Raw genomic sequence first — 23601 nt, 5'->3', positions numbered from 1 at the left:
GACGATGCAACTTCTGGAGCCAACCCATCAACGTGCTGCTGAGCTCGTTGACCTGCTGGTCAACGCGCTCTCGACACGTTGGCGCAAATATGAGCGGCAGGTGCGCCGATGCCAGAAGAAGTTCTCCGAAGAGGCCGTTCACGACTTGCGTGTGGCCACGCGCCGATTGATGTCGCTGCTTGATCTGGTGAGTCATCTCATTGCCGACGCTCGGCTCAAACGAACGCGCCGCGCGCTGAAGCGACGGCTCGATATGTTCGATTCACTCCGAGATACGCAGGTGCAGTTGCTCTCGATCCAATCCCTGCAAGCTGACTTCCCTGAACTTGAGCGATTCCATGACGAATTGGCGCGACGCGAGCGGCAATTGATCAAACGACTTGGCAAGCAAGTCAAAAAGCTGGGCCTCGCGCGGCTGGAAAAATCGGTCAAAACGCTGCAAAAACAGTTGCGCCAGATGGCGCGCCATCCGGCTCCATCAGACGATCCGTTTGTGGCCATTATCAACGCTGTCGAACGCGCGTTCGCCAAGGTCGTCGAGCGACGACGGGCTGTTGACCCAGCCGATTCGGCCACCATTCATCGCACGCGCGTGGCCTTCAAACGATTTCGCTACATGGTCGAAGTGCTCCAACCCTTGCTGGTGGATGTGACACAGGATCGGCTCAAACACATGCACGACTATCAAACGATGATGGGAGATGTTCAGGATATCGAAGTGCTGACCGCCAACCTGACAGCGTTTCTGCGAAAAGAAAAACTGACGTTGCCGGCCGTGGAGCAATGGCTGGCCCAGCGACGCGCGCAGTTGATTGAAACCTATGTGCAATCAGCCGACGAGCTGTTCCAGTTTTGGAATCACCAGTATCTGCGTATCTCAACTGAATCACGGTCCAAGAAGGCAACGGTGTGAGTATGGAGCTGTATATTCTCCGACACGCGATTGCCGTTGAACGCGGCACGCCCGGCTATCGGGATAGCGACCGGCCGCTGACGCCTGAGGGCGAAAAGAAAATGGTCCAGGCAGCTCACGGCATGAAAGCCCTCGGACTGTCGTTTGATCTGATTCTGACAAGCCCATATCAGCGAGCCAGACATACGGCGGAGATCGTCGCCACAGTGTTCGACGCGCAAGATAAACTGATCACCACAACGGCGCTGACACCGGCCGGTGATCCGGCTGAGCTGGTCGCGGAACTGAGCCGTCACGGCAAATCAGCCGATAGTATTTTGCTTGTCGGCCATGAGCCGTACCTGAGCAGTTTCATCTCCACCTTGCTGGTCGGCGATGAGCGGCTGCAGCTCACCATGAAGAAGGGCGGCCTATGCAAGCTGACGGTGAACAGCTTGAGGCATGGCCGGTGCGCCACCCTTCAGTGGCTGCTCACGCCTCGGCAACTGAGAATGCTTGGCTGACTCACCGCCCCGTGCAATGATGTTTTGTTGTGGTCATGAATAACGATGAGGACCGACAATGACACAAACGTTTTCATTCGAGATTGATGAGCATGGCGTCGGCATTGTGCGCATTGATAAGCCTGACGAGAAGGTCAACACGCTCTCGCTCTCGCTGGTTGACGAGGTCCAAGCCCTGTTAACACGCATCGAGCAGGAGCCGGCCCTCAAAGCCGTCGTGCTCATCAGCAACAAGCCGGATAATTTCATCGCCGGCGCCGACATTAACGATTTTCTGACTTTCCAGACGGCAGGCCAAGCCGCGGCCATGAGTCGTCGCGGTCAAGAGTTCGTCAGCCGATTTGAAAACGCCCGCGTGCCCATCGTGGCGGCCATTCACGGCTCATGCCTGGGCGGCGGATTGGAGCTGGCGCTGGGCTGCCACTATCGCATCGCCACCGATGATCCCGCGACAGTGCTGGGCCTGCCCGAAGTGAAGTTGGGCTTGCTGCCCGGCGCCGGCGGCACACAGCGATTGCCGCGACTCATAGGCATTCAGGCCGCGCTCGACATCATCCTCACCGGCAAAAACGTCTACCCACAGAAAGCTCGACGCATCGGCCTCGTGGACGAAGTCGTGCCGAAAGAAACGCTCCTCATTGCCGCGCGTCAACGCGCCTTGCAACTGGCGTCAGGCTGGCGACCCAAACGCAAGGTCGGCGGCCATCCGGTGATCAATCTGTTGCTCGAAAAAAATCCTCTTGGACGCTCTCTCCTGTTCAACCGAGCGCGCGCGTTGGTGCTGAAGACAACGCACGGACACTACCCAGCTCCGCTCAAAGCGCTGGAGGCCGTCAAACGCGGCATCGCCACCACACTGGAAAAAGGACTGGAAATTGAGTCCAGCCTGTTTGGCCAACTGGCCGTTTCGCCCGTCGCGCGACAGCTCATGAATCTTTTCTTCGCCATCACGGCGGCCAAGAAAGATACAGGCGTCAGCCATGCCAACATCCGACCGCGTGAAGTCAACAAACTGGGCGTGCTCGGCAGCGGCTTCATGGGCTCCGGCATCGCCATGGTGGCCGCTGAGAAAGGCATCCCCGTGCGCATGAAAGATAAAGATCACGCCAGCTTGGGACGCGGCTTGAAAGCATGCTACGACTACTTCTCCGAAAAGCGCCAGAAGAAAATACTCGACGCGCGCGCCGCCGAGCAGCGACTGAATCTGATCTCCGGCACAACCGACTATACTGGCTTTCGCACTGTAGACCTGGTGATCGAAGCGGTATTCGAAGACCTGACCATCAAACATCAAGTGCTGCGCGAGTTTGAAGCAGTAGCCCGCGAGGACTGCATCTTCGCGTCGAATACGTCTTCGATTCCCATCACAGAGATTGCGCGGGCTGCGACGCGCCCGGAGAACGTCATCGGCATGCACTTCTTCTCACCCGTGCCCAAGATGCCGTTGCTGGAAATCATCGTGACCAATCAGACCGACGATTCGGTAACGGCGACCTGCGTGGCTTTCGGCAAGCGAATCGGTAAAACGGTGATCGTCGTGCGCGATGGCGTTGGTTTTTACACGTCGCGGATACTGGCTCCATACATGAATGAAGCCGCCCATCTGCTGGCCGAAGGCGCGGCGATTGAAGATATTGATCGCGCCATGGTGCAATGGGGATTTCCCGTTGGGCCGATCACGTTACTCGATGAAGTCGGCATTGATGTGGCCGCGCACGTCGCGCCGATCATGCACCGGGCTTTCGGCGACCGGCTGCAACCGCCCGACACCATGCAACGCATCGTCGCCGACGGACGCTACGGACGCAAAAACAAACGCGGGTTCTACACCTACGACGGCAAAAGCAAGCGAGTTGACCAAACTGTTTACGACCTGTTGCCGCACGGCCGCCAACGAAAAGCTCTTCCGCTCGCCGATATTCAACAGCGGTTGAGCCTGGCGATGATCAACGAAGCAGCCCTTTGCTTACAGGAGGGCATCTTGCGCAGTCCGCGCGATGGTGATCTGGGCGCTATCATGGGACTAGGCTTTCCGCCATTCCGCGGCGGCCCGTTCCGTTATATTGATGCTGAAGGCGTCGGCACGATTGTTGCACGCTTGGACTCGCTGGCTTCGCGCCTTGGCGGACGTCTCGCCCCCGCGCCACTGCTGATTGATATGGCTCGCGCCGGGCACACATTTTATTAGCTCACGGTATGCCAATAGAGCGGTTTGTGAATGAGTCTACCCTGAGAGCACATGCTTCCACCGTGAATCATCCCGCAAGATGCGGGGCCTCCAGGCTAAAGACAATTGAAAATTGCTATGATCGAACCGACGGAACTGGCTTCTGCGGTCAGGTTGTTGGCTGCCATGGGCGGCAAATTTCAAACTCACCGGCGACAGATTAGAACAAATGCCGGCGGCAGGTTGCGCCAGACCATTTTGCGTTCAACTGAACGAAAGTAATGGCGCAAGAAACGCGCTGCGCTGAAACGGCTGGGACGGCCATTGTGCATCTGCATGCTGTGAATGTATTGAAATTGTGTGAGCACGCTGCGCTTGTCCATGAACGGAATCAGCCCGCTCAAAATAGCATGTCGTTGCTGCTCCGACATCAAGCCAAGTCCCAATGAAGAGACAACAGCGTCCACGCGGTGATGGCCTCGCCGACGCAATTCCTGCGCGAGTGTCTCAGCGCTTGCGTTGAAGAGAACCAAGCGGGGGTCGGCAATGGTCTCACGCAGATATTCAAAGAACTGAGGATTGATCTCAAAAGCAAACAACTTGGCGCGCGGCGGCAACAGATCGAGCAATGCTTGCGTCATGACGCCGGTGCCAGGACCAAACTCCACGACCAGCCGGGCACGAGCCAGCGGCAATGGTTTAAGCATGGCGTCGGTCAAATAACGAGAGCTGGGAGCAATGGCTGCTGTGGTGTAAAAGTCAGAGACTACTTCCGTGGCGAAGGTCTTCAAACTCATGCGTTCCCTCCCAGAAACGCGCCGCGCGTGAACCACTCAAAGGCGACCGCAATGTCGTAACGCTCGTCCATACTCCAACCATCCCAGAGCAGAGGCAGTATAGGCCAGTCGTTAGACAACGGCAAGAGTGGCAATCCAGTTCGCTTAGCTCAACGATACAGCACACCAACCCGAGGAGAATCAGCGCACCTCAACTCGCTCAGGATGGAAGCGTGTTCGTTATTGAATGACAATGAACGGGCGCGCTGCCGGCCCCAGAATCACTCCACGTTGCGCAGCGTATCTCAGGCAACTGTCCCGACTCTATTTTGAACACAGTTGCTTCAAACGAACGCAATGAGTATGATGAGCGCGAGAAGAATTGATATAGAAGGAGGCACACTGTGAAGACGCAAACATACACGTTACCTGTGGATCAAACCGAATGGATCATTCCGACGGTCGGCATTGAGACCGTATTCAATTGGGATTATGACGCCGGTCGTGAAAAGCTGCTCAACCTCTACGAAAAAGGGAAAACCAAACAGTGGAACGCTAACGAACGATTAGATTGGTCGCTTGAGGTCAACCTCGATAATCCGCTTGGCTTTCCTGATGAATACGTGCCGATCTTCGGCTCGGACGTATGGGATAAACTGAACGAGCGGGAGCGAGCCACGGTGCGGCGTCATCTGGATTCATGGCGATTCTCGCAATTCCTGCATGGAGAACAAGGCGCGCTCATCTGCGCAGCCAAGATCGTCCAAACGGTGCCGGATATAGACTCGAAATTTTATGCGGCAACGCAGGTCTTTGACGAAGCGCGGCACGTCGAAGTTTTTTCTCGATACCTGCGTGAAAAAATTCAGTTATCCTACCCCATCAATCCGCATTTGAAGATTCTGCTCACTCAGGCGATCACCGATTCGCGCTGGGACATGACATATCTGGCCATGCAGGTCATCATCGAAGGACTGGCGCTGGCTGCCTTCGGAACAATCCGTGATCTGGCCAGCGAGCCACTGGGTCAAGCCCTGACCTCTTTTGTCATGCAAGACGAGGCGCGACACGTTGCGTTTGGCCGACTGGCATTGCGCGACTACTATCCACAGTTGACCGAGGCGGAGCGCGACGAGCGCGAACAGTTCGCCGTCGAAGCGTGCTACTTGATGCGCGACCGGTTCCTCGGCCAAGAAGTCTGGGAGCACCTCGGACTGCCTGTCCAAGAGTGTATAGAGTACGTAGCAAATTCCTTCTTCATGAAACAATACCAACGGCGATTGTTCACGCGCATTGTGCCAACACTCAAGGATATTGGCGTGTGGGGCCCGCGCATCCAGAGGGCGTTTGTTGATATGGACGTGCTCGAATTTGCCGAGGTTGATCTTGATGAGCTCAGCCGCATGGACGAAGACGTGGCCGCTGAGTATGATCGGCTGCGCGCTGCGCGCGCCGCTCATGTGCAAGAGACGATTGCCGCCGCTGAATGAGGCACACGATGCAAGTGGCGCGCCGTCGGCCAGCCGCCGGCGGCGCTTGGCCAACTTTCTCGGCGACCACTCTCCGCGCCACGGTAATCAACGATCTGGTTGTGAGATCACGCTCCGCTCGGCTGATGCATGTGCTTCCTGTGCAACGCCGAGCTTCACGTCAGCTTGAATGTGAATTTCAGTATGCCCGATACTTTGATTGGCTGATCGTTCAACATCGTGGGCCGGAATTTCCATTGACGAGCCGCTTCCAGCGCAGCTTGCCGCAGCAGCGGATGGCCACTCAACACTTCCGCTGCAATCACGTTGCCCTGCTCGTCAACCACGATCTGAACTTCAACGACGCCTTCAATGCCGGTGCTACGAGCAATCGGCGGGTATGCAGCCGCCACTTGACGGACCGTGTTGCCTAACAAAATACCCGTGCTCACCCGTTGGGGCGTTGCAGAAGGTATTGGTGGTGTCGCACGAGCTTCATCTGGCCTGACGGTCGAAGATGGAGGCGTTGCGGTGGCCGCAGGCATCGAGCCAAGCACACCCCCGACGATACCGCCGATCACACCGCCGGCAACACCGCCTGGCACCCCACCCTCAACGCCACTAGAGAGGCCCACAGTAGATCGTTCACCATCACCGGGCAGATCATGGGTCAACGGCAATTGGCGTGGCGTGAGCGTTGGACCCACATAGGTAAATGCGATGGTTCGCACGGCTGTAGCCGAGGATACAGGTCGAGTTGCGCCATCTGCGGGTGGTGGCGGCGGTGGCGGCGGCGGTGATGAAATAAAAACTGACCCCATCAGTGTTTCATTCAATTGAGGCTGTGTTAATAAAATGCTGCCAACCAACACCGCGGCAATCAAGGCACTGTAGCCGATAAACGTGCCAACCAAGAAACCTCTCAATGGCTGCCGGCTGCGTTGAGGCAATGTCACAATCAACGACTTTTCAAACATCATAATCACTCCTTCAAAAATAACCATTTTCATGGTTCGTGGCGTGCTGTTGCATAGTGACAACTCCTGTGAGAATGTGGCGCAGGCATTCAGCCTGTGATTCATTCTTATCACGCCTCCCTACTGATGACATGAACAACTCCTCCTCGATGGACGCGCATCGGGGACCTTAAGTTCCCACCGAGAAGCTCCAACTATACGGCACGCGTGTTACAAAAGTTGAAATTCAAAGTTAAAACTCAGCGCCGGTGTATGCCCCCATCGGTCCATCGGCTCAAGCTCCTGGCGCGTGAAGCGATCGTGAGAAGGCGTGTAACGCGCAGGGGTTAGCCGGAGAGCCAAGAAGCAAGCGTATCGGCGCTGCACGGATCGTCATTTTTGATCTCATCAGTATCTCAGTGAAACGCAAACACGAATCTGTGCATCCAAGCGTTCGACACCGAGCAATAGATGCAGGAGTGAGGTGAGAGTAGAAGGTATGATCCACAGGAAAATAAAGCGGTTGTTCAACAGAGGATTGGCCATTGACTTGGGAACGGTCAACACGCTGATTTACTCGCCGGGGCGCGGCATCGTGCTGAATGAGCCTTCGTTGATCGCGCTGAACCGGTTCACCGGTAATATTATGGCGGCCGGGCGCGAAGCGCTGACCCTGATGGGTCGTGAACCGCGCGACATCATCGTGCATCGTCCGATTGAGCATGGCGTCGTCGCCAACTACGAATTAACCGAGTGCATGTTGCGCATATTTTTACGTAAGGCAGGCCAACATTGGTTGCTGCCGCGCCGGCTCTACCACATGATTGTCGGCACGCCGAATTCCGCCACTCACCTGGAGCGGCGTGGCATCCAGGTCTCTGTCACGCAAGCCAGCGGCGCCCATGTCTCATTGGTCGAGGAAGGCGTCGCAGCAGCTATTGGCGCCGGCGTGCTCTTCCAAGACACCCGCGCCCGAATGATTGTGGACATTGGCGGCGGAACAACGAACATCAGCATCGTGTCGGCATCCGGCGCCATCTCATCGCACTCGGTAGACATCGCCGGGCTGGCTATGGATCGAGCCATCGCCGAATACATTCGCCAAACCTACCGCGTTCTCGTCGGAGAGCAAACGGCTGAATCCATCAAAATTCAACTCGGATGTGCATTGCCCGATGCGGAACGTCGCGCTACGACCATAGTTGGCAAAAGCATGGTTGACAACGCGCCACATCAACTTGAGGTTGACAGCGATGAGATTTTCAACGTACTAGACCGTCTGATTCGGGCTATCAGTGAAAGCGTTCGCTTGGTCATGAGCGAGGTTCCGCCGGATGTTTCTGCTGACTTGTTTACGACCGGTATCCTGTTGACCGGTGGTGGCTCGCTCCTGCACGGTCTGGAGGCTCGGCTCCAGCATGACATCAACCTGCCAGTGATGCGCGCAGAACGCCCGTTAGAAACAGTGGCCTGCGGCGCCGGATATTTACTCGATAAACCGGAATTGCTCGATCGCTTCCTCGTCAACGACGATATTCCGTCGTGGGGTCTTGAAACCCAGATTGATCACACACTGGCAATGCAGGAAGCGGAAAGCGCGTAACTCTTGTTCAAAATCACAGATTGCATGAACTCACGCCGATTCTCCTACATTAGGAAGAATCGGTTTCGTCTCTCCAAATAGCCTACAAAACACGGCCGCCGACGCGGAAGAATTTCTTTTTCATCCGTCGTGGTGTGCCCGGTGCACTGTGTAATTCACCGGAAACGCGCACGTCGCCTCTCGCGCAACGATCCATCGGCCGAGCGCGCACCACGTCCCAGCAGGAATTCGCGGCAAGCCTCTTGCCAGATTCTGGAAAACGTGGTAAGTAGTTACTTACTTTTCGTCGAGGAGACCAAGACTATGGCCGCACCAGGACTGGCAGTGACTGAACAACGAGCGAAGCCATTGCGCATGACCGCCGCCGACCGACGGCAGCAAATCATTCGCACGGCGATGCAACAGTTCGCTCAAAAGGGATTCAAAGGGACGACGACCAAAGAAATCGCCACAGCAGCAGGCGTCAACGAAGCGTTGATCTTTCGTCATTTTCCCACCAAGCAGGATTTGTATTCAGCCATCATTGATTTCAAGATGAGCGAGTATCAACAGAAGATACGCAGCGTGCTCGAACGCGACATTGAGCGCCTGGATGACGAAGCGCTGTTTGAAGACCTCGCCTATGGCCTTCTGGAATTGCACCGTCAGGATGGGACTTTCTTGCGCCTCTTGTTGCACAGCGCGTTGGAGGGGCATGAGCTGAGCCGGATGTTTTTTCAGTCGCAGGCCGCACCGAATTTCCAGTTCATTGCCGATTACATCGCCCGACGCATCAAAGACGGCGTTTATCGTCCCGTAGAGCCCAAGGCGATGGCGCGAGCATTTTTCGGCATGGTTGTTTACCAGGCGCAGGTCAGAGAGTTATTCGATCCGGAGGGCAAGATTGTGAAGCTCAGCAGTCGCCAAGCAGCGCGATTGTTTGCGCAAGTCTTCTTGCATGGCGTGTTGCAATCGAAGAAGGAGAAGAAGTCATCATGAGTCGAAGTTGGATGGTGGCGTGCTGTGGTATCATGCTCGCGCTCGGTGGCGCCGGGTGCTCAAGCAAGGGCGATCAGCCTCCGGCCAGCGCCAATGCGCAACCGGCGACAGTGGCGACGGTCCGGGTTGCGCCGGCTCAAGCGCGAACAGTAGCCCGGACGATTGAAATTGTTGGCGTCCTGGCAACCGATGATGAAGTGATCGTGAGCAGTGAAGTGGAAGGTGTCATCGCGCAGATCACGGTGGACATCGGCAGCGTAGTTCGTCCAGGGCAGGTCATCGCCCATGTTGACAAACGCGATTTTCAATTGCGACTGCAGGAGGCTGAGGCGGCGCTTAAACAAATCTGGGTTCGACTGGGCATCCCTGAAGGACAAGAGACCTTTGATCCACACCAAACGGCGATGGTCAAACAAGCCAAAGCGTCGTTGGATGACCGTGTGCTACGGTTGAACCGCTTGCGTCAGCTTCGAGAAGAAAACGTCATTTCACAGCAGGAGCTAGATCAAGCCGAAGCCAATTTTCGCATTGCCGAAGCGCAGTATCAAAGCGCATTGGAAGAAGCTCGCCATCTGTGGATGCAACTTGAACAACGGCGCGCGGCGCTGGCGCTGGCTCGGCTGAATCTGGAGAAAACAGACATCCGCGCGCCGATCGCGGGCGGCGTGACGGCGCGGCACGTCTCGGCCGGCGAGCGTGTCAGGGCTGGCGACCGTGTCGTCACACTGGTCAAGCTCAATCCGCTGCGCCTGCGTGGCGAAGTGCCCGAACCATTTGCTGCCAACGTCGCTGTCGGTCGCCCGCTGTCATTCAATGTGGATGCGTTGTCGGGCAAGGTTTTTCAAGGCCGCGTCACGCGCATCAATCCGGTTGTCAATCCAGAGACACGGACGCTGACCATTGAAGCCGAAGTGGACAATCACAGCGGCGAGCTCCGACCCGGTTATTTCGCTCGCGCTCGGCTGGTTGTTAATCCTCAGGCCACGGTGGTAGTCGTGCCCCAGAGCGCCGTGGTGACGTATGTCGGCATCAGCAAGGTGTTTGTGCTCGACGGTGATCATGTCGTTGAGCGGCAGGTCAAGCTGGGGATGAACCTTGATGGGTTCATCGAAGTGCAAGAGGGCGTGAAATCAGGTGAACAGGTGGTGATCGAGAATGCTGGCTCGCTGTTTGATGGCGCGCGGGTCACGCTCGGAGGGTGAGGCATGAAGCTGGCTGAAGTCTGCATTCGTCGTCCTGTCTTTACCGTCATGATGATCGCTGCGCTGGTGGTTATTGGCGGGTTCTCTTACCTGCGACTCGGTGTGGACCGTTTTCCTCGCGTTGACTTTCCCATTGTCACCATCACCACCGTGTTGCCGGGCGCTTCGCCGGAAGAGGTCGAAACGCAGATCACCAAGCGCGTCGAAGAGGCCGTCAACACGATTGAAGGGATTGACGAGCTGCGTTCGGTGACCGTCGAAGGGGTCTCGCAGGTTATCGTCACATTTGCGCTGGAGCGCGATGTGGCAACGGCCGCGCAAGATGTGCGTGACCGTGTCAGTCGCATTCTGCGAGACTTTCCTGAAGGAACCGATCCACCGATCATCGAGAAGCTGGATACTGATGCCTCGCCGATCATGTCGCTGGCTGTTTCAGGCCCGCGCGACCTGCGCGAGATCACCGAAATCGCTGAGAGACAATTGAAGGAAGTATTGGAATCAACCTCTGGTGTCGGTCAGATTCGCCTGATTGGCGGCCGCAAGCGCGAGATTCAAGTTTATTTCGATCCGAAGAAACTGGTCGCTTATGGGATTACCATCCCGCAATTGCGCCGCGCCTTGGCTAGTCAAAACGTGGAGATACCCGGCGGACGTATTGAAGCAGGTCAACGCGAAGTGACCGTGCGCACACTAGGCCGCATTGAGCAGCCAGCCGACTTTGAGAATATCATCATCACCGAGCGCGGCGGCGCGCCGATACGATTTTCTCACATTGGTTATGTCGTTGATTCCATCGAAGACCCGCGGACGCTGGCGCGGTTGGACGGTCAACCGGCGGTGCTGCTTGACGTGCGCAAACAATCGGGCGCCAATACGGTGCAGGTCATCGAGGCCGTCAAGGCCCGGCTCAACGGGCTTCTCCCATCGCTGCCGCCGGACATCACCGTGCGCGTCATTCGTGATCAGTCTGCTTACATCAATTCGTCATTTGAGGCGATTCGCGATCACTTGATTGAAGGCGGCATTCTGGCCGCGTTAGTCGTGTTGCTCTTCATGTGGAATTGGCGTTCGACAGTAATCGCCGGCCTGGCCATTCCCATCTCGATTATCTCTACGTTCGCGCTGATGTACTACGCCGACTTCACGCTGAATTCACAGACGATGTTGGCCCTGGCGTTGATGATCGGCATTGTCATTGATGATGCCATCGTTGTCCTGGAAAACATTTATCGGCATATTGAGGAGAAAGGCAAATCACCGCGCCGGGCAGCCAAGGAAGCGACCCAGGAGATTGGATTGGCCGTCATGGCAACGACATTGTCGCTGGCCGTGATCTTCTTGCCGGTGGCATTCATGTCGGGCATCGTGGGGCGGTTCATGAAGAGCTTCGGGCTAACCTCGGCCTTTGCCATCATGGTCTCGCTGTTTGTCAGTTTCACGCTGACGCCGATGTTATGCGCGCGATTTCTCAAGGCACGCCAAAATGCGCATGGGCGGACGGTGGCCAGCAAGGAGCGGAGATTCTATCGCTGGATAGAACAGGGCTACCTGTGGCTGCTGGAGTGGAGCTTGCGCCATCGCGGCGCGACAGTGTTGGTAGCCACGTTGATTGTCATCTCCACTGTTCCGCTGGCGATGGCGTTGGGCAAAGACTTCATTCCGTTTGAGGATGAAAATCAATTCGAGGTGACGGTGCGCGCGCCAGAAGGCACTTCGCTGCAAGGCATGGATACGATTATGCAGCAGATCGAACGCGACCTGCGTTCACTGCCCGGCGTCGTCAGCATCCTCACCAGCATTGGCGCTGGCAGCCAACAACGGGTCAACAACGGCGCGCTCTACGTCACATTGACCGATTTACGCCAACGCGATTACACGCAATTCGACGTGATGGCGCAAGCTCGACGATTGCTCAAGAAATATCCTCAGTTGCGGACCAGTGTGCAAAATGTGGCCACCATTGCTGGCGGCGGATTTCGTGCAGCAGCCGTGCAATACACCTTGCAGGGACCTGATCTAGCCCAATTGGCGCGGTATTCCGAGCACTTACAAAACTTTCTTCGGTCAATCCCAGGCATTGTAGACGTGGACTCGACGTTGGAAACGGGCAAGCCTGAAATCGGTGTGACCATTGACCGCGAACGGGCAGCGCAACTAGGCGTCAGCGTCGAGGATGTGGCCCGTAGCCTGCGCACCGTCTATGAAGGCGACAACCGCATCACGCAACCTTTGCGTGAAGGCGATGAGTTGTACGAGGTGCGGCTGCGCGTGGCGCCGGAATTCCGTAACGATCCGTCGCTGATCAATAGCATCTATGTGCCGTCGGCGCGTGGAGAAAACGTGCCGCTGGTCAACCTTGTCAAGCTCTATGAGCGCACCGGTCCAGCCCAAGTGGAACGGCTCAATCGGCAACGGCAGTTGACGTTGTTGGCCAATATCGAAGGCACAAACATCGCGCTGGCTGAGGTTCAGGATCGGCTCAAAGCTGAGACCAGCCGCATGGGCTTAGCGCCCGGTTACTCTTCTGTGTTGACCGGCCGTGGCCGCGAGCTCGGCCGCGCGATGCAGAATTTCTTCATCGCTTTTGTGCTCTCCGTCATTTTCATGTACATGATCCTGGCCGCGCAGTTTGAGAGTTATCTGGACGCTGTCACCATCATGATCAGCCTGCCGCTGAGCATTCCGTTCGCTTTGCTCTCGCTCTATCTGACGAACGAAACGCTCAACATTTTCTCGGCAGTGGGACTGCTGCTCTTGCTCGGCATTGTGAAAAAGAATTCGATCCTTCAGGTTGATCACATGAATGCGCTGCGACGAGCGGGTGTCCCTCGTCACGAAGCGGTTATCCAGGGCAATCGCGATCGCTTACGACCGATCTTGATGACGACGATCACCATCGTCGCCGGCATGCTGCCGATGGCGTTCAGCTTCGGTCCCGGCTCCTCGTTGCGACGTCCTGTTTCGATCGTGGTCATTGGCGGACAAACTCTTTGTTTGCTCATCACGCTGTTGGTGATTCCCGTCATGTACACCTTGTTCGACGACGCGCAGAACTGGTTGAATAATCGCTTGCGTCGCTGGCGCAAGGCTCAGCCGGAACCGCTCCTACCCGAAGATGAATTAGAAGAATTGGAGTCCATGCCGACATTTCGCTAGAGCGATTTGCCGGTGAGCTTACACCAATAGTCCAACGAAAGACCATATTTGACCAAGTGACATGGGAGAGCAGGAACAGAATCTCCCAAGCGGCAGTCTACGATCTTCTGTGGGCATTTTATGAAGTTATCATGATGGTGGTTCACCCACCAGAGGCCGCGCAAGCAGCCTGCAAGAAGGTAGCCAGACATGCAACGTCTCCAGCAGCAAAGCAAGCCAGCGTGGCGCGTTTGAGACGCGCCAGAGCAGCGCGTTTGTGGCCGCCAGCGACGGGAGAGCATGAACGAGCCGATGGGAGACCGAGGTGGCGGCTATCGAAGGCGCGAACGATTAAGGGTGACGCCTACCCAGACGTTGCACGTCTAGCTGCCCTCTCAGCGGGCATCCATACAGCGACGCCCCTACAAACGTGCTTCGCTGCGACACAAAAACATGACACCTCAGCAAGCGTTCACACAGCAGCGTCCCAACAAAGAAGGCGGTCTCTTCCTCCGCAATTGGCATAAACTCAGACCGACAAGCGCGGCTAATACAATATGCGCCACGAGCTGCCGCGATAGTAGTGAGTGAGAATTTCCCGATAGGATTTTCCTTGCCGCGCCATCACCGCCGCGCCGATCTGGCACAGCCCAACGCCATGTCCCCAACCCGCGCCGATCAAACGAAATCGTTCGGGCACGCGCCCCGCCTCTTCAGCGCGAACGATAAATGCTGAGCTATACAGGTGTGATGGCGACAACGCGCGGCGGATTTCCAACTCTTTTCCAACAACGATGCTCATCTTGTCGCCGACAATCTTCAATCTCACGATACGACCCGAAACGCCCCGCTCAATAGCTTCCAGCGAGATGACGCTGCCCAGATCAAAACCCAATTTCTGACGCAACAGCGCTTGTAGTTCATCTTGCGCGTAACAGACTTGCCAGCGATAAAAGTCACGCGTCTCCTGATCAAAGTCGGGCAGGATTTCTTCTATGATCGTTGCGTCCGATGTATGACAGTAGGCCGGCGGCGCGCCGGTGATCCAACGCTCAGCATTTGCTTCTTCGGTCAGCGGCAGTCCATAGCCGGCAGGCCAGTCCGGCCCATCATAGACGCCGACCAGATAGGGAACCTCTACGTCCTGCCATGCAGCGCGATAATTTTCTGACATGCCACCACAACACTTAGAAAAGCGCGTGTCACAAATGTCTTGACCGTGAACTAGCACCAGCCCGCGCGTTTGCTCAACTGCATCGAACACGGTTGAAGAAAAAGCTCTGCCGATGCCCTGATACCGCTGACAATGGTCGTCAGCGCAGACGTCGAAGTCAGCGTGACTTTCCCGATCATACCAACGGATGAGTTCGTGGATCGTGGGTCGTGGTTCGTGATCCACGATCCGTGATCCGTGATGCGTGATCCGTGATTCGTGGTTCGTGGTTCGTGATTCGTGGTTTGGGGTTCGTGATTCGTGGCTCCGGTCTTCTGTCTTCTGCAACTGAGCTAGCAGCCAACTGCGAGAGACGACCGCATGGGCTTTCAACAACTCCAATGGACACAGCGCGCTCATCTCGGACGCAATGACGCTGATCAAATACGACTCCAAAGGAATTTGGTTAATCACCGTCAAGCCCCGTTCATGTAGCGCCATCAGTTTGAGCGTGCCACGAAAGCTCTGCCGCTGCTGGCGCTGCCAATGGAAGTCAATCCCAATTGTGACGCCCAGCGTAAACGAGCTGGATGAAAGCTCACGTGGCATCAAGATGACAACGGGCGCATCAACCGCCGGTTCGCCGGCAGGACCAATGACGCGAACGCGCCCCTGCTCTTCGACAGCCTGATACTGGCCTGGCCGCAGGCTTTGTCTGGTCGTTGTTTGGAATTCGCCGGAAAGCTCGAAATGAACTTCCTTGACGCCCGTCAGCAAACCGACAGCGATAGTCGGTTCATCAGTGAAAACGTTCATAAGCTCCTCAACCGTTCAACGAGCTGAGTGAACACATTCGAGCTGAGCGTGACTTCCGAGAAAATCTGCTTGACAGTCGGCGCATCAATTTTGCGAAAGTGCGCTTCGATGGGAACGACCACGTAACCGGCCAGATCAATCGCGCCGGGACTGACCAGCAGCTTGTCGTCCCCTTCAGCAAAGTAGCACGCCGGACGATGCTTGGCGCGCGGGAACAGGTAGACGTTCCAGCTTGGTTGGTCGAACGTCACAATTAGGTTGATGAGCGGTTCAGCAGGGCTGGCCGTGAGTTCAGTCAACAGATGGATTGCTTGGTAGAACCACCGAGCGAGCGCCTGACCATTTGCTCCCTGAGCGATGAGCAGATTCAGATGGTATTGCTCAGGCGTGACCACGTGAACCTCATCGGCGTGGGAGACTGAGCGCATGCGAAGCTGCGTCACGTGGCGCTCCAGCGGCAATCCTTGACGCGCGCCAGCCTGCACATGGAAATGATCGGGCGCCGATGCGCCGCATTGCGGGCCGTTGTAGAGAATGAACCAATCAGGCGACAGGTCTTTGGCCAGCTCGAGCACGCGCTCAAACTCTCCAATGATCGTCTGCTCGATATGACATCGGTGCACAATAGAAAGATGATGGCTCACGATTGGAAATGGATTGCACAGGATCACCAGATCATCGCCGTAGGCCAAGCCTTTTTCCTCTGCAGGCAAATTCGTATCACAGAGAAAGCAGGGGCGCTGTTGGACGGAGACTGTGTCAACGGCTGCCGATGCGCTGGCGAGCCGTTTCGGATTAAACTGGGCGAGCACGCAGTAATCCGACAGCCAGAGCTTTTTCACCGATACTTGTGAAAGCGACTCGACGCCCTCGGCCAGCAATGGCCAGTGCGCCAGTTGGTGACGGATCAGCGCCCTGACTTGCGCTGGCCAATCCATCGAGCGCGTCGTCTGTTCAAAGGCGCTTAACTCGGCGTGACTGAGAATGCGCGTATCCCACGACATGCGGGGCAAGTTTACTACATTCACCGGCGGCGCACACAAGCAAAAACAGATGAGGCAATAGCTGATCCGCGCAGAGCGCGTTATAATACCGGCCTTGGTTTGCTCAATTTCTCACAAAGAGGATTCATCCAATGATACGATTGATTCAATACGGCATCGGCCCGATTGGCGCTGCGATCGTTGCGCTGGCCAAGCAAAAACCTAATGCTGCGTTCATCGGCGCCATTGACATTGATCCGAACAAAGTTGGGAAAGACCTTGCTCACGCCATTGGACTGGACGAGACATGGGGCGTCGTTGTGTCAGACAACGCGGCTGAGGTGTTGGCGAGGAAGGCTGACGTAGTCATTCACTCCACCTCGTCTTATCTCAGGGACGTCGTTGACCAGCTCATTGCGTGCGTGGAAGCCGGTAGCAATGTCGTTTCGACATGCGAAGAGCTATCCTATCCGCTGAGAAAATCGCCGGAACTTTCTGCGCGGATAGACGCGGCGGCCAAAGCCAATGGCGTGACGGTGCTGGGCACGGGCGTCAATCCCGGTTATGTGATGGACAAGTTGGTGCTCACTGCCTCGTCGGTCTGTCAACGCGTTGACGCAGTGCGTGTGCTGCGCGTGGTGGACGCTGCGCAGCGACGGCTTCCGTTGCAGAAGAAAGTCGGCGCTGGCTTGACCGTTGAAGAGTTTCATCAAGAGGTTGCCGCCGGTCGCATCAAGCATCACGGTTTGCCCGAATCAGCGGCCATGATCGCTCATGGACTGAACATGCCGCTGGATGACATCAGCGAAACAATTGAACCGGTCATCGCTGAGCGCGATGTGACCACGCCGTACTTGCACGTCGCTGCCGGTCAGGTGGCTGGCGTCAAGCAGATTTGTCGCGCGACGCAGGGTGGCGAAGAAAAACTCACTCTGGAGCTTCGCATGTACGTCGGCGCCGACGCCCCGGCTGATACCATCTGGATCAAGGGCGTTCCCGATGTTCATCTGACGATTCCCGGCGGCACGCACGGTGATCTGGCCACTGTCGCCATGGCGGTCAATGCCATCCCGTTAGTGCAGCGCGCGGCGCCAGGCTTGCTCACTATGATTGACATTCCCATCCGATATGCCGGAGCGTTTTGACATGACCCAGACGGAAGAACACGCAACATCAGAAGGGTTAGTATGGCTCAACGGTGAGTTCATGGATTTCGCCTCCGCGAAGGTTTCCATTGATGATCGTGGGTTTCAGTTTGGTGACGGCGTATATGAGGTGGTTCGCGTCTATGATGGCCGTCCGTTTGCGCTCGAGCCACATTTAGCTCGACTGCGCCAGAGTTTGCGTGAGATTGAGCTCGATATTCCTCTGTCTGATGCAGAACTGGCTGAGACGGCGCGCGAGTTGATTCGCCGCAGCGGCCTGCGCGAGGCGGAGTACTACTTGCAAATCACTCGCGGCGTCGCGCGGCGTTATCATCTGTTTCCGGTGGGCGTGCCGCCGACCATCGTGATGACCGTGCGGCCTGTGCGCCCTGTCCCGCTGGAGTGGCGGGAACGCGGCATTGCCGTCAAAACGTTTCCTGATGAACGCTGGGGACGATGTGACATTAAATCCATCAATCTTCTGCCCAACGTGTTGGCAAAAGAACGTGCCCATCGCGTCGGCGCGCAGGAAGCTTTGCTCGTTCGTCAGGGCATCGTGACTGAAGGCACGAGCAGCAATTTCTTCTTCTTCAACGAGGGCGCGTTGGTGACGCCGTTGCTCGGACCTCACATCCTGCCGGGTGTGACACGCAACTTGGTGCTCCAGCTTGCTCAGCAACACGGACTCCACACGATTGAACGGAACGCCACACTGGACGAATTCAAAGCAGCATCGGAAGTCTTTCTCAGCAGCACGATGATGGAGATGCTCGCGGTGGTCAAGATTGATGATGAGCCGATTGGCGACGGTCAACCAGGGCCAATCTTTCGCCAACTCTACGCTGCCTACCAAGCGACAGTGCGCTCTTCAGAATGAGCGATCAAGCCGGGCGACCAGCAGGTTTGGCGCCACAAGCAGATTGTCATCGCGTCCGTGTGACAGAATGAGCGATCAAGCCGGGTAAGCGGCTTGTTGGCTCAAGGCCTGCGTGGCGTCGCTCGTGGGCAGCGCCGCGATGATTTGTTCGACATCGAATGGATAACTGAGCCGAAGCAGGCCGGTGTTGCCGTGAGCCAGCTCTTTCAACATGGTCTCGACCAGCGCGTCAATCTGCGCTTGGAACTGACGATCAACCGAGCGAACGCCGTCGTTGATCAGCCAGTGATCCACGATTGGAACCTTCACTAGCAACGCATACGTCTTGGTCCATTCACGAACGAGCGCATCCAGGTGAGGTCGCCGCCCGAATTTATGACTGTAGTAGGCGTAGTTGTCCAGCACCGAGCGATCACAGACGACGGTTGCGGCCCGCGCTGAGGCTTCCAACTCAGCGACAATGTGCCGATGCAGAATCCAAAGCTGTCCCTCCTCAGACGTTGCTTCGTTAATCGGAAATGGACTGCGCCGGGCCATTTCGACGACCAGCTCAACACGATGCCCGCGCTTCTGTAACTCAGTGCACAGCGAGAACGCCAATGCCGTCTTACCACACCCATGTGAGCCAATGATGGCAACCTTCATCATCTTGTTCGCGCCCCCGGTCCGATTCGATTCTTCGCCTTCATTTATATCCCTCGTTCGATGGTTTGGCAATCAAAATTCCTTTGCACTGATTCATATCCGAAGAGACGGACGAAAGCGGCGATCACCCGTTCCTCAACCTCGCGCAAGGGAATTTCCCGTCCACACCATTGACTGAGCGACGTGACGCGCCGGTCTGTCAACCCGCATGGCACGATCAGTTGGTAGTAGTCCAGGTTGGTATTGACGTTGAGCGCGAACCCGTGCATGGTAACGCCACGCGAAACATGGACGCCCAAGGCGGCGATCTTTCCTCGATCAGTCCAGACGCCGCGCATCTTCTCGCGACGAAACGCCTCGACGCCGTACTCAGCCAGCGCCTCTATCAACACCTCTTCCAGCATCCACACATAACGAACCGGCCCGGCGATGCCCCGCTCGCGCAGGTGAACGATCGGGTAGCCAACCAACTGACCTGGTCCATGAAATGTCACGTCGCCACCGCGTTCGATGTGATGCAGCTCAATGCCATAAGCGGCTAGTGTCGCTTCGTCCACGAGTACGTTGTCCAGCGCCGCGTTCCGGCCCAACGTAATGACCGGCTCATGCTCAACCAAAATGAGCTGATCGGGAATTTCGCCGCGCTGCCGTCGTTGCAGGCAGCGCCGCTGCCATTGCCACACCGGCCCGTAACGCGCGCGACCCAGTTGAGCGACTTGCAACATAGAATGATTTTATCTTTGGCCGAGCAGTGCTACAATCCAAAACCATGAAAGTAATAATCAATGGTGAACCGCGCGACATCCCGGCAGGGCTGACTGTGCAAGCCTTGCTTCGCTACTTGAACGTGAACGAAGAGCGCATCGCCGTCGAACGGAATCAGGAGATTGTCCGCCGTGCCGATTGGGCGACGACGCTCGTTCAGGAAAATGACCGTTTGGAAATCGTTCATTTTGTCGGCGGCGGAGCAACAGTGAGCTGAAGCCGATGGCTTGCCGGGTGTGGCAATTAGTGGCGTGGAGCATGATTCGAGGCTTAGGTATGTCGCATCAATCGGGCTCCGAACTAACCCAGGAGATGACTCACTATGACAACAACGTTCAAGCATATTGAAACCAAACTCATTCACGCCGGCGAGCCTGTGCCCCGGATCAACGGTGCGGTCAGTTTGCCGATTTTTCAAACCGCCCAGTTCGAATATGCCGGCGAAGATGATTATCATGACCTGCGCTACATTCGCTTGAGCAATTCGCCCAATCATCTGGCGCTGCACGAAAAGCTGGCCGCACTGGAAAATGCTGAGGCGGCGCTTGTGACCGGCAGCGGAATGGCGGCGATCACCACGACGCTGATGACCATTCTCTCCGCCGGCGATCATTTACTGGCGCAATCGTGCCTCTATGGTGGCACTCATGATTTCATCACAAAGGATTTTGCTGCGCTGGGGCTTACCTATGATTTCATAGACGCTGATGATCCAGCGTCGTGGGCCTCCTATCTGCGGCCTCGCACAAAGGCCATTTATGTCGAGACGATGACCAATCCGCTGCTGCAAGTGGGCGATCTGGAAGCGGTCGTCGCGTTTGCCCGCGAGCACGGCCTGGTTTCGATTATTGACAATACGTTTGCCACTCCAATCAACTTCCGTCCGGCAGAATGGGGATTCGACCTGTCATTGCACAGCGCCACGAAATACCTCAACGGTCACTCAGACATGGTGGCCGGGGCTGTGATTGGTCGTGGTGATCTGGTTGAATCCATTAAGCGAAAACTCGATCATCTGGGCGGCGCGCTTGATCCACATGCTTGCTTTTTGCTCCATCGTGGCCTGAAAACCCTAGCCGTTCGTATGAAGCAGCATAATCAATCGGCGCTGCAACTGGGGCAGTTTCTCCAAGAGCATCCAGCGGTCGCCTGTGTTAACTATCCCGGTTTGCCCACTCACCCGCGTCATCAACGCGCGCGCCGATTGTTCAATGGATTCAGCGGGATGATTAGCTTCGAGTTGCATGGTGGAACCGAAGCGGCTGAGCGATTCATGAGGCGTACAACGCTCCCCATAATTGCTCCGAGTCTTGGCGGCGTCGAAACGTTGATCACACGCCCGGCGACGACCTCTCATCGCGGCTTGTCTCCTCAGGAGCGGCAACGGCTGGGCATTTCCGACGGCTTGATTCGTGTTTCCGTCGGCCTTGAAGCGACCGAGGAGCTGATCGCCGATTTTGACCAGGCCTTGAAGGAGTGAGCCTGACCATTTTGAACCCTCTTCTGAGGGAAATCCGAAGCCCTCTTTGAGGGAAATTCCAAATCCGAAGCCCTCTTTGAGGGAAATCCTAAATCCGAATATCGAAATCCGAAACAAGCTGAAACGTCAAAATCTCAATGTTCCAAACACGGCCCGATCATTGTCTGCCAGGCTCACGACGGCGTGGTATCTCCAACGATGACGCAACGGTGTCGCCATGGCGATTTTTGTGAAGTCCACGCTCACTACAGTCACAACAAACAGAACAAGCGATCACGGTGCTGTGCCATGAGCGATTTTTGTGAAATCCACGCTCACTACAGCGGTTCTGAGCGAAGCACGGTGTCGTAAATATAGCCGAGGATGTCTTTGATTGAGATCAAACCAAGTGGCACGCCGGCCTGATCAACAATCGGCAGATGGCGGAACCCGCCGACAGACATTTTGTTCAAGGCAGTGGCCATTGAATCATTCGGCGTGAGTTTGGCAGGGTCCGGCGTCATGACCTGGCGCAGCGTCAGTTGACTGAGATCGTGTGGCGAGGCAGCCAGCTTGAACAAAGCGTCCCGTTCGGTGAAGATGCCGGCTAGCCTCTCGCCATCAAGCACTAACGTGCAACCGACGCGGTGTTGCTTCATCAGCTCAATGGCCTCTGCCACGGAGGCGTCCACCTGAAGGCTGACCGGATGAGTCATGTTCAAGAGACTGACCGCATCCTGCATCAAATGCCTTTGCAGCCCTTCCTTCGGTTGCGGTAGGTCTAAATCACGCAACGAGTGCATGCATTCGGCGCAGCGGTCGCTGCCGGGGATATTGTCGTAACCACAAAAAGGACAAATCATGAATGCCTCCTTCAAGCGCGGAGGGCAAACAGCGCTGAGTCCGGTTCAAGCGCGACTAAACAGCATCTCTTCCTGAATACTCTCAAAAGAATGTGGCGTCCTCGTGGATGATCTATCTGCCCAATCCGCTCTCTTCTATTCAATCGTCCACGTCTCGGCGCCGTGCAGCAGTTTGCTCAACTCACCGGCGCCCTGCTGTTGAATAGCTGTTTGAACTTGCTGTTCAAGCAGCTCTTCATACGTGGGCCGGTCAATGGCGCGAAACACGCCAACAGGCACCGGGTATGCTGGGTATTCCATGCGTCCCAGCAGGAAGGCCAGACCCGGATTCGGCGACCGCTCATCGTGAACCAGCAAGTCTGACTCGCTCACGCCGTTGCCCAGTTCCACCACTTCCAGTCGCTGGCCGGTCCAGCGAATGCCTTTCTGACGGTCTTTGCCAAACCGCAGCGGTTGACCATGCTCCAAATTGATCATGCGATCATCTCTGACTGCTCGATCCACAAAGGCCTCAAAGGCGCCGTCGTTGAAGATATTGCAATTCTGAAAAACTTCAATGAACGCCGATCCCTTGTGGTGCGCCGCGCGCTCGATCATCTCGGCCAGGTGCTTGGTGTCGCGGTCCACCGAGCGAGCGACAAACGTGGCTTCCGCGCCCAGCGCCAAGCTGATGGGATTGATCGGATAGTCAATTGAACCTTGCGGCGTGGACTTGGTCTTCTTGCCAAATTCCGATGTCGGCGAATACTGCCCTTTGGTCAGGCCATAAATCCGGTTGTTGAACATGATGATCTTGATGTCCAGATTGCGACGAAGGGCATGAATGAAGTGATTTCCACCAATGCTCAACGCATCGCCATCGCCGGTGACAACCCAGACCGACAGCTTGGGATTGACAACCTTGATGCCAGTGGCAATGGCAGGCGCCCTTCCATGAATGCCGTGGAACCCATAGGTGTTCATGTAGTAGGGGAACCGGCTGGAACAGCCGATGCCGGAGACGAACACGATATTTTCACGAGGAATACCCAGTTCCGGCATGACTTTTTGCACTTGGGCCAGAATGGCATAATCGCCACAACCGGGGCACCAGCGCACTTCTTGATCAGAAACAAAATCCTTTCGCGTCAGTTTGATCGGCGGCGTCGGCGCATGCCCGTTGCCGCCACGTTCTTGGCTCTGTGCATTCATAC

At 56.3% G+C, this 23601-nt stretch carries 20 protein-coding genes; 12 read left to right on the top strand and 8 right to left on the bottom strand.

The window, feature by feature from the left end; all coding sequences use genetic code 11:
- Window positions 1–4: 4 nt before the first annotated feature.
- From NZ823_14355 to fadJ, 3 genes are read left to right on the top strand one after another with little or no spacing between them, the layout of a single operon-like run.
- The gene (locus NZ823_14355) at window positions 5–913 is read left to right on the top strand and encodes a CHAD domain-containing protein (protein ID MCS6806309.1); all 909 of its coding nucleotides are present in this window, start codon (window positions 5–7) and stop codon (window positions 911–913) included.
- A 2-nt stretch (window positions 914–915) separates the two neighbouring features.
- Window positions 916–1416 carry a phosphohistidine phosphatase SixA gene (gene sixA, locus NZ823_14350; GenBank protein MCS6806308.1) on the top strand — a complete coding sequence of 167 codons (501 nt, stop codon included), beginning with the start codon at window positions 916–918 and terminating at the stop codon, window positions 1414–1416.
- 58 nt (window positions 1417–1474) lie between these two features.
- Window positions 1475–3604 (top strand): fatty acid oxidation complex subunit alpha FadJ, encoded by a 2130-nt coding sequence (gene fadJ / locus NZ823_14345; GenBank protein MCS6806307.1) that lies wholly within the window; start codon window positions 1475–1477, stop codon window positions 3602–3604.
- A 185-nt stretch (window positions 3605–3789) separates the two neighbouring features.
- On the opposite strand, the gene NZ823_14340 is transcribed toward fadJ, so the two are convergent.
- The gene (locus NZ823_14340; protein ID MCS6806306.1) at window positions 3790–4380 is read right to left on the bottom strand and encodes a methyltransferase domain-containing protein; all 591 of its coding nucleotides are present in this window, start codon (window positions 4378–4380) and stop codon (window positions 3790–3792) included.
- A gap of 383 nt (window positions 4381–4763) precedes the next feature.
- Here NZ823_14340 and NZ823_14335 point away from each other — a divergent pair, with 383 nt between their 5' ends.
- Entirely contained in the window at window positions 4764–5849 is a 1086-nt protein-coding gene (locus tag NZ823_14335) for a ferritin-like domain-containing protein (GenBank protein ID MCS6806305.1), read from the top strand.
- A gap of 155 nt (window positions 5850–6004) precedes the next feature.
- Here NZ823_14335 and NZ823_14330 read toward each other — a convergent pair whose 3' ends face one another.
- Window positions 6005–6808 carry an energy transducer TonB gene (locus NZ823_14330; protein MCS6806304.1) on the bottom strand — a complete coding sequence of 268 codons (804 nt, stop codon included), beginning with the start codon at window positions 6806–6808 and terminating at the stop codon, window positions 6005–6007.
- Window positions 6809–7283: 475 nt separating this feature from the next.
- Between NZ823_14330 and NZ823_14325 the strand changes: the two genes are divergently transcribed.
- The 4 genes from NZ823_14325 to NZ823_14310 all read left to right on the top strand — a co-directional run bounded on the left by NZ823_14325 (window position 7284) and on the right by NZ823_14310 (window position 13723).
- Complete coding sequence (locus tag NZ823_14325; GenBank protein MCS6806303.1) at window positions 7284–8387, top strand: rod shape-determining protein; 1104 nt, start codon at window positions 7284–7286, stop codon at window positions 8385–8387.
- A gap of 303 nt (window positions 8388–8690) precedes the next feature.
- Window positions 8691–9365 carry a TetR/AcrR family transcriptional regulator gene (locus tag NZ823_14320; protein MCS6806302.1) on the top strand — a complete coding sequence of 225 codons (675 nt, stop codon included), beginning with the start codon at window positions 8691–8693 and terminating at the stop codon, window positions 9363–9365.
- Entirely contained in the window at window positions 9362–10567 is a 1206-nt protein-coding gene (locus NZ823_14315; GenBank protein MCS6806301.1) for an efflux RND transporter periplasmic adaptor subunit, read from the top strand. The genes NZ823_14320 and NZ823_14315 overlap by 4 nt, the downstream gene beginning before the upstream one ends.
- A gap of 3 nt (window positions 10568–10570) precedes the next feature.
- Entirely contained in the window at window positions 10571–13723 is a 3153-nt protein-coding gene (locus NZ823_14310; protein MCS6806300.1) for an efflux RND transporter permease subunit, read from the top strand.
- A 526-nt stretch (window positions 13724–14249) separates the two neighbouring features.
- Here NZ823_14310 and NZ823_14305 read toward each other — a convergent pair.
- Entirely contained in the window at window positions 14250–15671 is a 1422-nt protein-coding gene (locus NZ823_14305; protein ID MCS6806299.1) for a SpoIID/LytB domain-containing protein, read from the bottom strand.
- Window positions 15668–16699 carry a DUF4922 domain-containing protein gene (locus NZ823_14300; GenBank protein ID MCS6806298.1) on the bottom strand — a complete coding sequence of 344 codons (1032 nt, stop codon included), beginning with the start codon at window positions 16697–16699 and terminating at the stop codon, window positions 15668–15670. Before NZ823_14300 ends, NZ823_14305 begins: the two co-directional genes overlap by 4 nt.
- Window positions 16700–16806: 107 nt before the next feature.
- Between NZ823_14300 and NZ823_14295 the strand changes: the two genes are divergently transcribed.
- Together NZ823_14295 and NZ823_14290 are read left to right on the top strand one after the other, a co-directional pair.
- A complete protein-coding gene (locus NZ823_14295) occupies window positions 16807–17799 on the top strand; it encodes a dihydrodipicolinate reductase (GenBank protein ID MCS6806297.1) in 993 nt (330 codons plus the stop codon).
- 1 nt (window position 17800) lies between these two features.
- Window positions 17801–18676, top strand: coding sequence for a D-amino acid aminotransferase (locus NZ823_14290; protein ID MCS6806296.1), 876 nt, complete (start codon window positions 17801–17803; stop codon window positions 18674–18676).
- Between the two features lie 75 nt (window positions 18677–18751).
- On the opposite strand, the gene NZ823_14285 is transcribed toward NZ823_14290, so the two are convergent.
- Both NZ823_14285 and lipB read right to left on the bottom strand, forming a co-directional pair.
- On the bottom strand, window positions 18752–19324 hold the full coding sequence (locus NZ823_14285) for an ATP-binding protein (GenBank protein MCS6806295.1): 573 nt from the start codon (window positions 19322–19324) through the stop codon (window positions 18752–18754).
- Between the two features lie 41 nt (window positions 19325–19365).
- Window positions 19366–20046 (bottom strand): lipoyl(octanoyl) transferase LipB, encoded by a 681-nt coding sequence (gene lipB / locus NZ823_14280; protein ID MCS6806294.1) that lies wholly within the window; start codon window positions 20044–20046, stop codon window positions 19366–19368.
- 44 nt (window positions 20047–20090) lie between these two features.
- Here lipB and thiS point away from each other — a divergent pair, with 44 nt between their 5' ends.
- Together thiS and NZ823_14270 are read left to right on the top strand one after the other, a co-directional pair.
- A complete protein-coding gene (gene thiS, locus NZ823_14275; GenBank protein MCS6806293.1) occupies window positions 20091–20303 on the top strand; it encodes a sulfur carrier protein ThiS in 213 nt (70 codons plus the stop codon).
- Window positions 20304–20408: 105 nt separating this feature from the next.
- On the top strand, window positions 20409–21566 hold the full coding sequence (locus tag NZ823_14270) for an aminotransferase class I/II-fold pyridoxal phosphate-dependent enzyme (protein MCS6806292.1): 1158 nt from the start codon (window positions 20409–20411) through the stop codon (window positions 21564–21566).
- Between the two features lie 317 nt (window positions 21567–21883).
- Here the strand turns inward: NZ823_14270 and NZ823_14265 are convergent, their stop codons facing one another.
- Both NZ823_14265 and NZ823_14260 read right to left on the bottom strand, forming a co-directional pair.
- The gene (locus NZ823_14265; GenBank protein MCS6806291.1) at window positions 21884–22408 is read right to left on the bottom strand and encodes a CBS domain-containing protein; all 525 of its coding nucleotides are present in this window, start codon (window positions 22406–22408) and stop codon (window positions 21884–21886) included.
- 135 nt (window positions 22409–22543) lie between these two features.
- Window positions 22544–23599 (bottom strand): 2-oxoacid:ferredoxin oxidoreductase subunit beta, encoded by a 1056-nt coding sequence (locus NZ823_14260; GenBank protein MCS6806290.1) that lies wholly within the window; start codon window positions 23597–23599, stop codon window positions 22544–22546.
- Between the last annotated feature and the right edge of the window lie 2 nt (window positions 23600–23601).

Source organism: Blastocatellia bacterium (assembly GCA_025054955.1).
Classification (GTDB): Bacteria; Acidobacteriota; Blastocatellia; order HR10; family J050; genus JANWZE01.
The sequence above is the reverse complement of the archived record's forward strand: the minus strand, read 5'-3'. Positions and strand labels throughout refer to the sequence as shown.

Coding starts and splice junctions, on each gene's coding strand:
- NZ823_14320 (MCS6806302.1), top strand. CDS start 8,691: ATGGCCGCACCAGGACTGGCAGTGACTGAACAACGAGCGAAGCCATTG.
- thiS (MCS6806293.1), top strand. CDS start 20,091: ATGAAAGTAATAATCAATGGTGAACCGCGCGACATCCCGGCAGGGCTG.
- fadJ (MCS6806307.1), top strand. CDS start 1,475: ATGACACAAACGTTTTCATTCGAGATTGATGAGCATGGCGTCGGCATT.
- NZ823_14330 (MCS6806304.1), bottom strand. CDS start 6,808: ATGATGTTTGAAAAGTCGTTGATTGTGACATTGCCTCAACGCAGCCGG.
- sixA (MCS6806308.1), top strand. CDS start 916: ATGGAGCTGTATATTCTCCGACACGCGATTGCCGTTGAACGCGGCACG.
- NZ823_14295 (MCS6806297.1), top strand. CDS start 16,807: ATGATACGATTGATTCAATACGGCATCGGCCCGATTGGCGCTGCGATC.
- NZ823_14340 (MCS6806306.1), bottom strand. CDS start 4,380: ATGAGTTTGAAGACCTTCGCCACGGAAGTAGTCTCTGACTTTTACACC.
- NZ823_14270 (MCS6806292.1), top strand. CDS start 20,409: ATGACAACAACGTTCAAGCATATTGAAACCAAACTCATTCACGCCGGC.
- NZ823_14325 (MCS6806303.1), top strand. CDS start 7,284: ATGATCCACAGGAAAATAAAGCGGTTGTTCAACAGAGGATTGGCCATT.
- NZ823_14290 (MCS6806296.1), top strand. CDS start 17,801: ATGACCCAGACGGAAGAACACGCAACATCAGAAGGGTTAGTATGGCTC.
- NZ823_14260 (MCS6806290.1), bottom strand. CDS start 23,599: ATGAATGCACAGAGCCAAGAACGTGGCGGCAACGGGCATGCGCCGACG.
- NZ823_14285 (MCS6806295.1), bottom strand. CDS start 19,324: ATGATGAAGGTTGCCATCATTGGCTCACATGGGTGTGGTAAGACGGCA.
- NZ823_14315 (MCS6806301.1), top strand. CDS start 9,362: ATGAGTCGAAGTTGGATGGTGGCGTGCTGTGGTATCATGCTCGCGCTC.
- lipB (MCS6806294.1), bottom strand. CDS start 20,046: ATGTTGCAAGTCGCTCAACTGGGTCGCGCGCGTTACGGGCCGGTGTGG.
- NZ823_14265 (MCS6806291.1), bottom strand. CDS start 22,408: ATGATTTGTCCTTTTTGTGGTTACGACAATATCCCCGGCAGCGACCGC.
- NZ823_14310 (MCS6806300.1), top strand. CDS start 10,571: ATGAAGCTGGCTGAAGTCTGCATTCGTCGTCCTGTCTTTACCGTCATG.
- NZ823_14355 (MCS6806309.1), top strand. CDS start 5: ATGCAACTTCTGGAGCCAACCCATCAACGTGCTGCTGAGCTCGTTGAC.
- NZ823_14305 (MCS6806299.1), bottom strand. CDS start 15,671: ATGAACGTTTTCACTGATGAACCGACTATCGCTGTCGGTTTGCTGACG.